The 7,889-nt window shown below is 37.7% G+C and carries 7 protein-coding genes and 3 pseudogenes; 4 read left to right on the top strand and 6 right to left on the bottom strand.

All coding sequences use genetic code 11. The features are described from left to right. Positions 1–491: 491 nt before the first annotated feature. Positions 492–715 (bottom strand): annotated as a pseudogene (locus tag AAA939_RS14960) (LtrC-like protein); the annotation flags it as partial. A 12-nt stretch (positions 716–727) separates the two neighbouring features. Then, positions 728–2,791: a MobQ family relaxase gene (gene mobQ / locus AAA939_RS14955; protein ID WP_338231054.1), complete on the bottom strand. Its 2,064-nt coding sequence runs from the start codon at positions 2,789–2,791 to the stop codon at positions 728–730. Between the two features lie 251 nt (positions 2,792–3,042). On the opposite strand from mobQ, the gene AAA939_RS14950 reads away from it, so the two are divergent. Together AAA939_RS14950 and AAA939_RS14945 are read left to right on the top strand one after the other, a co-directional pair. Then, a complete protein-coding gene (locus tag AAA939_RS14950; protein ID WP_080633844.1) occupies positions 3,043–3,270 on the top strand; it encodes a hypothetical protein in 228 nt (75 codons plus the stop codon). 22 nt (positions 3,271–3,292) lie between these two features. Then, positions 3,293–3,571: a hypothetical protein gene (locus AAA939_RS14945; protein WP_003646133.1), complete on the top strand. Its 279-nt coding sequence runs from the start codon at positions 3,293–3,295 to the stop codon at positions 3,569–3,571. Here AAA939_RS14945 and AAA939_RS14940 read toward each other — a convergent pair. The 3 genes and pseudogenes from AAA939_RS14940 to AAA939_RS14930 all read right to left on the bottom strand — a co-directional run. Continuing rightward, complete coding sequence (locus AAA939_RS14940) at positions 3,561–4,067, bottom strand: hypothetical protein (protein ID WP_203561799.1); 507 nt, start codon at positions 4,065–4,067, stop codon at positions 3,561–3,563. The genes AAA939_RS14945 and AAA939_RS14940 overlap by 11 nt on opposite strands. Then, a complete protein-coding gene (locus AAA939_RS14935) occupies positions 4,057–4,338 on the bottom strand; it encodes a type II toxin-antitoxin system RelB/DinJ family antitoxin (protein WP_039107119.1) in 282 nt (93 codons plus the stop codon). Before AAA939_RS14935 ends, AAA939_RS14940 begins: the two co-directional genes overlap by 11 nt. 259 nt (positions 4,339–4,597) lie before the next feature. Further along, positions 4,598–4,939 (bottom strand): annotated as a pseudogene (locus tag AAA939_RS14930) (replication initiator protein A); the annotation flags it as partial. A 1,335-nt stretch (positions 4,940–6,274) separates the two neighbouring features. On the opposite strand from AAA939_RS14930, the gene AAA939_RS14925 reads away from it, so the two are divergent. Further along, positions 6,275–7,060 (top strand): ParA family protein, encoded by a 786-nt coding sequence (locus tag AAA939_RS14925; protein ID WP_011669002.1) that lies wholly within the window; start codon positions 6,275–6,277, stop codon positions 7,058–7,060. A gap of 3 nt (positions 7,061–7,063) precedes the next feature. Further along, a complete protein-coding gene (locus AAA939_RS14920) occupies positions 7,064–7,303 on the top strand; it encodes a hypothetical protein (RefSeq protein ID WP_011669001.1) in 240 nt (79 codons plus the stop codon). A 323-nt stretch (positions 7,304–7,626) separates the two neighbouring features. Here the strand turns inward: AAA939_RS14920 and AAA939_RS14915 are convergent. After that, a pseudogene (locus tag AAA939_RS14915) lies at positions 7,627–7,889 on the bottom strand (recombinase family protein); the annotation flags it as partial.

Raw genomic sequence — 7,889 nt, 5'->3', positions numbered from 1 at the left:
CGGGTCATGAAGATACCTCTTTCTTGTTTGTGGTGAATTAAGAATAGGTCTTCATGGCCTTTTTGACTAGTCTGAATAAAGAACTGGTCTAGTAGAGCAGGTGTTGCACTTCAATTTTAAATCGAGGTAAAAAATAATCATCAACATAAATAAAATTTTTAATTAACCGCCAATTTTCAACTGAAAGTTGCATTAGTGGAAAATTGGCTACTAAAGAACATAGATATAGGTACCTAGGGTTATGGCGTTGGGAAAAATTTATATTTCCAAACTTCCCCTGTATTTCGTCAAACATTTGCTGAACATCTCTAGTTGTACTACATTTAACAAAGTGATTTAAATAAATAAACTGAGATTTATCTGTATTATCGATCATCGATTTAGCTGTATTAATGGTTACGAGGAGCCATTGGTTCAAATTAATTAACTGTTTAGGCCGGTGGTATAATTCTTCTTTAGTTGTTTCAAATAACTGGTTATTTATGATTCTCTCACCTTCTTATCTGTAAATTGTTTGTCACTTCTGGTTTCTTTATTTTGGGGTTTTGTTCAGCAAATGCTTGCAGCTGTTTTTGTGTTCGATTACTGATTTCATGGTGTATATCATTTAGTTTATTTTTTAGTTCTGATTTTTGTTGTGGGTTCCTTGCTTGCTGAACTTGTCGTTGCAAACTTGATATAACTGATTAAGCGATCGGGCTGATAGCTTTTTTATTTTACATTTGAATTACAAGTGCATACCCCCATCTTCATGCCGGTTCCGGGTTTGGTGTTGCCGCTGCTTTTTCGTCATTTCCCACTCGGTTTCTTTCAGTCCACGTTCTTGCTTTTGCCGTTGGTAATCTTCATCACGAGCATATAGAACAGTCATGATCGCATCACTAAAGGCCGTCTTTAAGTAATAGTCTGGACTAACTGGCTTATAATTTAGCGGTTGATAATGCCCCATATTTGCTTTTCTGTACTGGTCGTCCTTGGCTTGTTGCCCTTTTAACTGCTTTTGGATTTTCTCGATCTGACTGTTCTTAATCGTCGGATCGGCTTTGCATTCGCCAAAAAAGAGTTGTTTAGTGCCATCATGCTTTAAAACCCGTTGTAAGTGATGATTTTCTAACTGATCTAAGCTAAGCTGTCCCGATAAATAAGCTAGTCCTTGTTGATGTTCTTGGGGACTGAACACCTGTGGTGGATTTGCTTGCCACTGTTCAATTGTTTCAGCCTGACATGGCTTTAAAACAGGATCATAGTACATCACGGCTGTATAGGCTTGTTCCTGTTTAGTCATTGGTAATTCATCTAAATCGCCTTTGGGAAAGGCCCTTTTCAATACTTCATGGTATTGCGTTTTAATGACTTGCTTAACAGCCATGATTGTTCGCAATTCTTTGACTGCGCGAGTAATCTTTTGCTGCTCGGTTGGTGAATACTTTTCTAGTAGACCTTGATCAACGTGTTCTAGATTTTCTAAGCTATCATCATGAATCATCAGCGTATATTTAAGCTTGATTTTGACTTCCTTTTCTTGTTGCATTAATAACTTCCAGCCAACGTATGGCCGTTTGGTAAAGGTCAATAATTGTTGGGTCAATAAATCATCACGAATATTCATTAAACGTTCGTTTAATTCACTGCCTTTGAAAATCGTTTGTTCACTATTAGTTTCTTTAATCAATTCCCGTCGTTCAGCCGCGGTTGTCTGTTCAAAATCAAGCTCTGGATAAAGTTTTTTAGTCGTGCGATCAACTACTTTATTTAAGAGCTCATCTGCTTTTTCTAGTGAACTTTCTTGTTGGTTAATTGTCAATAATTGCTTAGTGACATCTTCACCAACAGCGTGCTTAATTAAGGTACTGTTTTTCCAATTAAATAGCATGCGCCGCTTATCATCTAAACTTTCCAAACTAATATAAGTTTTCAGTTCGTGGCTTAACTCTTTGACCACTTTTTTCTCGTTAAACGAGAAGTGTTTACTGAGGCTATCCAAGTGGCCTCGATTAACTACTTTCTCCTGCATATTTTTATAGCCAGCTTTGGACTTACGATAGTTCTTAACTTGTTGATTAAATGCCTTTCTTTCATGCCGTTTGCTATTGATTCCCTCGTGTTGCATTGGTGTGTCAGCTATTCCCTGTTCCACAAATGATTTTTCGCTGATCCGATCGGGAATATTTTTTTGCTCTAAAGCCTGATTTACACTTGCCGCCCAATTGTGCCGCCATTCAGTTATTTTTTCTTTTTTATCCCAATCGACCATCAGTATCTTTCTACTCTTAGGGTACTTGCTAGTTCCGGTATATGTTTTGTTGCCATTATCATCTAAAATATATTGCTTTTTGCTCTTAATTCCCCATATTCCATCTGAATTAAACGGCCGATTAGTTAACATCACATGAGCATGCGGATTATCTGGGTGGTCGCGATGAATTGCCACGTCGGCTACCATGCCCTCATCAACAAAATTTTCTTGCACATATTTTGTCAATAATTCTTTCTGTTCGGATTCACTTAATTCTACCGGTAAAGCCACGTTAAACTCTTTTGCATACCGTGAGTTTGATTTACGATCTTTCTTTTCAACTTCATTCCACAACTGCTCTCGATCACTCGCCCATTCAGGTGCATTTTTTGGCGTCAAAATAAAGCTTTCTGGCATGATCGATCGGGCATAAAAATAGTGGCGACCTTCCTTATCATCAAATAATTTTTCACCACTTCGATAAGCGGAACTGGCAATCGCACTTCGTCCTTTCCCAGCACTAATATTACTAAAACTCATATGAAAAATTGCCATACTAGTCACCGCCTTTCTTTGGATCTATTGGTTGATTTTGTTGTCGCCATCGGCGACTTCTAATGCAGGATTTTGGCACGATTTACCCCACAATAATTTAGTGGGGTGTAAGTGCGCATTGACCTCGTTTCGCTCGGTCTTCTGATTCTCCTGAATTTACTTTTAGTGTATGCCTTCCGCTTCGCTATTTCAATTTTTATACTTTGACTTAACGTTTCCCTTATGATATAGTGTCGGTGATTATTTCTAATATGATTGGAGGGATTGTTATGTCTCAAAGTAACTTAGAAAAACAAGAAGCTAAATTAAAAGCCCTTAATCAAAAAATTAAGGACGAAAAAAATAAGATTGAACAACGGCTAGGTAAACAAATCATCAGTCAATCCAATTTAGATTATGCTAATTTGTCTAACGATCAGATTAAGCTTTTAGCCAAGCAATTTTCTGAATTTTTAAAGGTAAAGTCCGTAGATCATTAGCCATACGAGATGGGGAAATTCCATGTCTAATCAATATGAAAAACTAGTCGAACAGCAAGCGCGTTTAAAACAAAAAATTGAGCGGGAAGATTTTAAATTACGCCAATCTAAATACTATGAAAATCGGCAAGCCCGCAAAGCCCGTTCTCGCCGATTAATTCAAAAAGGGGCTTTATTAGAAAAGTACTTTCAAGCTAATAACCTCTCGGTCGAACAAACCGAAGAACTTTTAAAAACATTTGCTGACTATGTTAACGCCCATAAACCGGATAAATTAAAAAACGATCAACCTAATAACTAGGCCGATCGTTTTTATTTTCAGGATTGTTTTTTGGCTTAATTTCTGGATTGTGTTTAGCAAAGTCTTTTAACTGTTTTTGAATTCTTTGTGTAAGCTCTGCTTTACTTTCTTTGTGCTTCCTTTTACTTGATCGCTGTTGAATTATCTTTTGACCCTTACCTCTTCTTTTTGATTTTAGGTCAAGCGTAAAATCTGAAATTTTATTTTGATCTAGCTTACTTAAATGACCGATTTCTTTAAAGTTTAAACCGGCTTTGGGAAAGCGATAAATATTACCAAGATCGACCCAGGAAGGTTTCTTCAACCCAGCGGATTGCCAATCTTGAATCGGATAATATTGTTGCTTGATATAAGCCGACTTCTTTTCATACTGACTAGTAATTTTAAAAGCCTCGACCGTCTGTTCTAATACCCGACGAATTAAAACTGGCCGAGACTTGCCACCGTTAGTTTCTACAAAACTAACGTATAGGCTGACTAAGTCATTAGTCCTCATCTGGATCGTTGAGCCAATCAGAGACCTCTTTAGCGTCTTTGAACTCGGTGACTGGTGTCCCTTCGGTCGCCTTTAAAAAGCGTAAATTAGCTTTTTCTTCTTCGCTTAAAGACGCATTAAAAGGTAAAGCACCATTAGCAACAATCCGCTTGTAAAACATGTTAATGGCCGTAGTTGGATTTAAGCCCAATTCGCTTAAAACTGCTTCGGTATCATCGGCCAAATCTTTATCAATCTTGACTTGGACCCGTTTCTTTTCCTTAACTGCCATGATTGTCTCATCTCCTTTCATTTGCTACTACCATTATACTACCTTTTGAGTATCTGATCAACGGATAAAACCCTGGCCTCAGGCCACTTGAGGTTGGCATTGATCTAAAGGCTGAACTTTTGAGCTGGTTAGCCTGGTTAGCTCTGGCGCTCATTTAAAAGCCCCTATTCTTCTGTTTAATCCATTTAAATCTAACTTAAGTATTAAAGGGTCAGTAAGTCTTAAAACTTCTTAGAAAGGATTTTGTAGCCTTTTAGGACTAGTAGTACAACCCACTGTTGTCGTTGTCGGCCGGCTTTTCTTCTTCGGGGTGTTTGGCCGCGTATTCTCTAGCCGCTTGTTTATTCCACCAAACACCAAATAGATTTTACATGGTGCCGTACAGGTAGTTTTCCACGTTCTTGATGTGCTTCTCATTGCTTCTTAGGGCGTTAAAGTAACGTCTCAAGGCTTTAGTCATTAAAAATTTAAGTTCTTCGTCGTCCAGTGGGATTATGACGCCAATATCTTTATGATCCTTCTCAACTCGGTACTTAGCATTTAAGATAATACCAACGAAGCGACGCATCTGTTGCGGGGTACGGCACCAAAAACTAAGCAGTATTCATCATGTTACAGCACCCAAGTAAAAGCTACGAAGATAAAAACATTCATCCTCAAAATATGTAACCTAGAAAAAAGGCCTCCAGTGTTAAACCGGGAGCCTTTTTTAGTATACCAATTTCTACTTCAGATAAGGCGGCTTATCCCAAGTAACCCACATTCACCGCGGTACTTCCACATTCCGTTATTTTTTGATTGTGAACTTGTCCAAAAAAGAAGTGGTATAGGTCGCAGATTGGCTTTAATTGGGGAAAATGAGTTTGTGAAATTCACTGAAATTACGTCTAGGCCATTCCCTTGAATTCAACTGTCTCATTCTTTGTATTAACCAAAAACTTACCGACACTCCCCTGATACTTCACGGATACTTTAAATGAATACTTGTAATTTACCCGAGTGTATCGAATACTACTAATTCTTCCCTGATACCCTTGACTACGCAAAACTCTCTTCACTTGGTTCCTTTGTCGATCAGTAATTCTTGCAGAACTCCGATAGATTGTCTTCTTAACGATCACATCTGGATTCAATGGAACAATGTAATCCTTACATTCCAACAATTCCACCAACTTTCTTTTTTTCTTTGGAATTTGTCTTGACGGGTTACGGTTTTCCATTCAGTTTAGAGGGAGTGACGTTTTGAGCGCAGAATTGTTCCCTGGAATCAGCTATTTGGAATAACTGAACCAGAGTACAATTCTACTACTAAAAGTTTCCCCTTAGTTCGTCGGTCGTTAACGCCCGTCGCTTGTCTGTACAATTGCGGTATTGCTACCACCACTCATTATAAACCTACGTTTTCGGTTTAGCCTACTAAAAAACGCCCTAGCAGGCGTTGGTAATACGTATTTATTTTTGTTCGATCACCAACTAATCAGTGGCACCAAGCCGAAGCTTCGTTTTACCACCCGCGCCGTTAATGGTCGCGCTCACCATTCACCACCCAGCCGTACAGATGACCTTGTTGTGGTATAGCCAGACTTATTGAAGTCGCCCTGGCAAACGTGTCTCCTTGGATTTAGACCCCAGCTTGTCCCCTAGGGCTTTAAAAATCGCACCGGCCATGATATAATAGTCATTAAACTAGATGACTTTTATGTGGCGCTCACCGATTCCCGTCGGTGGGTGTTTTTTTATGTTCTATTTTATGAATTAACCATACCACTATTCAGCTTGTTTATAAACAAAAATTGCAAAAATAACAAAAGTAATTTGTAACAAGTTTCATGTAATTTGATACTTGTAATTTGTATCTTTATATTTACGTTGAATTGCTATGCTCGTTGCATTACAATGACTATGAACTAATAAGTTCAAGTCTGGAGGATCCTGTATGACCACATCGATCACGATAGGAAACTTTAAAGGTGGAGTTGGAAAAACAACAACTTGTGTAACCTTTTCTTATCTATTAAATAAAGCCCATAGAAAAACCTTATTAATTGATTTTGATCCACAAGGAAATGCTAGTGAAATTATAGAAAAAACATTTCCTGTATTCAAACAAAAAAATTCCAAAAGTTTAACTGATGGTATTAAGAATCTGGATTTATCTGAGTCCATTGCACACGTCACAGATTACCTTGATCTGATGCCTAGTGATTGGAGCTTATCTTTGCTTCCTGATATGCTTGAAGATTATAAGAAAAGTGACCGACCACTATTTTTAAAAACTTTGCTAACAAAAATTAGAAATGATTATGATTATATTTTAATAGACGTTCCGCCAACGCTATCAGCATATACAAATAATGCCGTTTTAGCCTCAGATTACGTAATTATGGTTATGCAGACTCAAGAGCAATCTTACTCAAGTTCTTTAAAATTTGTAAGCTATCTTCAAGGGCTTAGAAAAGACTATGACAAATCATTTGATTTGCTTGGTATTATTGCCTATCTGGTTAAAAAAGACGGACCTGTCGATCATGAAGTGTTGAAAGCCGCTAATCAAGCCTTTGGAAAAGCCCTATTTCATGGGAACGTATTTCAAAGAGAACGTGTTAAACGTTTCGGAAAAAGTGGAATTAAAGATGAGGATATGTGGGACAAAAGGGCTTTATATATGTATCAAGTAGTATTAGATGAAGCTCTATCACGAATTAATCTGTTGGAGGAGTAGAATATGCCGGAAAAGAAAAGTCTTTTAGATCAGATTGATGCAGAGAGTCAATTAAAAGATGGCGACTCTCCTTTTAAACGAAAAGAAAAAACAAAACCATTACGAGTTAGAGAATCATTTTACAATGATATTCGAAAAATTGCCTTCGAAGAAAATACAAAAATGGTTGAGATTTTAGATGACATAATAAAGCGTGGGCTTCGAAGCTATAAAAAGAGTCACCCAGATACAGATTACAAGTAACTTGTAACTTGTAATAAGTAACTTGCAATTTTAATTTAACCTGAACAAAATACGCTTACGACTCAAATGCAGGCTTTGGAATCCAGCGATGCTAACAAAGAAAAAAGTAAATAATTACGCGCTCTCAGACAACACGTTCACCTTTTAGATGTATACTTGTCCGTTTAAATTAAGCAGAATGCACACAAAAAAGTCCTCTATTACGCGGAATAGAGGGCTTTTCTGAAATCAGTACATACAGGCTTTGCTTAGGAGCGTTGCTTGTGTCCATTTAGGACATACACAATCTACCAAATATCCTTTTTCATGATCTTTCACCTGTTTTAGATTTTAGAAGTATCACTTGGTTTCTCAATTAACTTAAACCGTCGCTGCTGCGTGCGTTTACTAATCCCCGTCTTTCGTTCAATCATCTTGTAGGTCATGCCTTGTTTTCGCAGCTCATAAGCAAATCTGATTTGTTCATCAGAATACGTTTTCGGTCGCCCTTCCCGAAACAACGGATCATGTTGCTTGGCATACAATTTACCTTCTTGTGTGCGCGTGACAATCATATCGCGTTCAAACTGCGCAAAGGCGCTAAATA

Source organism: Lactiplantibacillus paraxiangfangensis, from assembly GCF_036246185.1.
In the GTDB taxonomy this organism is placed as follows: domain Bacteria; phylum Bacillota; class Bacilli; order Lactobacillales; family Lactobacillaceae; genus Lactiplantibacillus; species Lactiplantibacillus paraxiangfangensis.
This window is presented reverse-complemented; position numbering and strand designations above follow the sequence as displayed.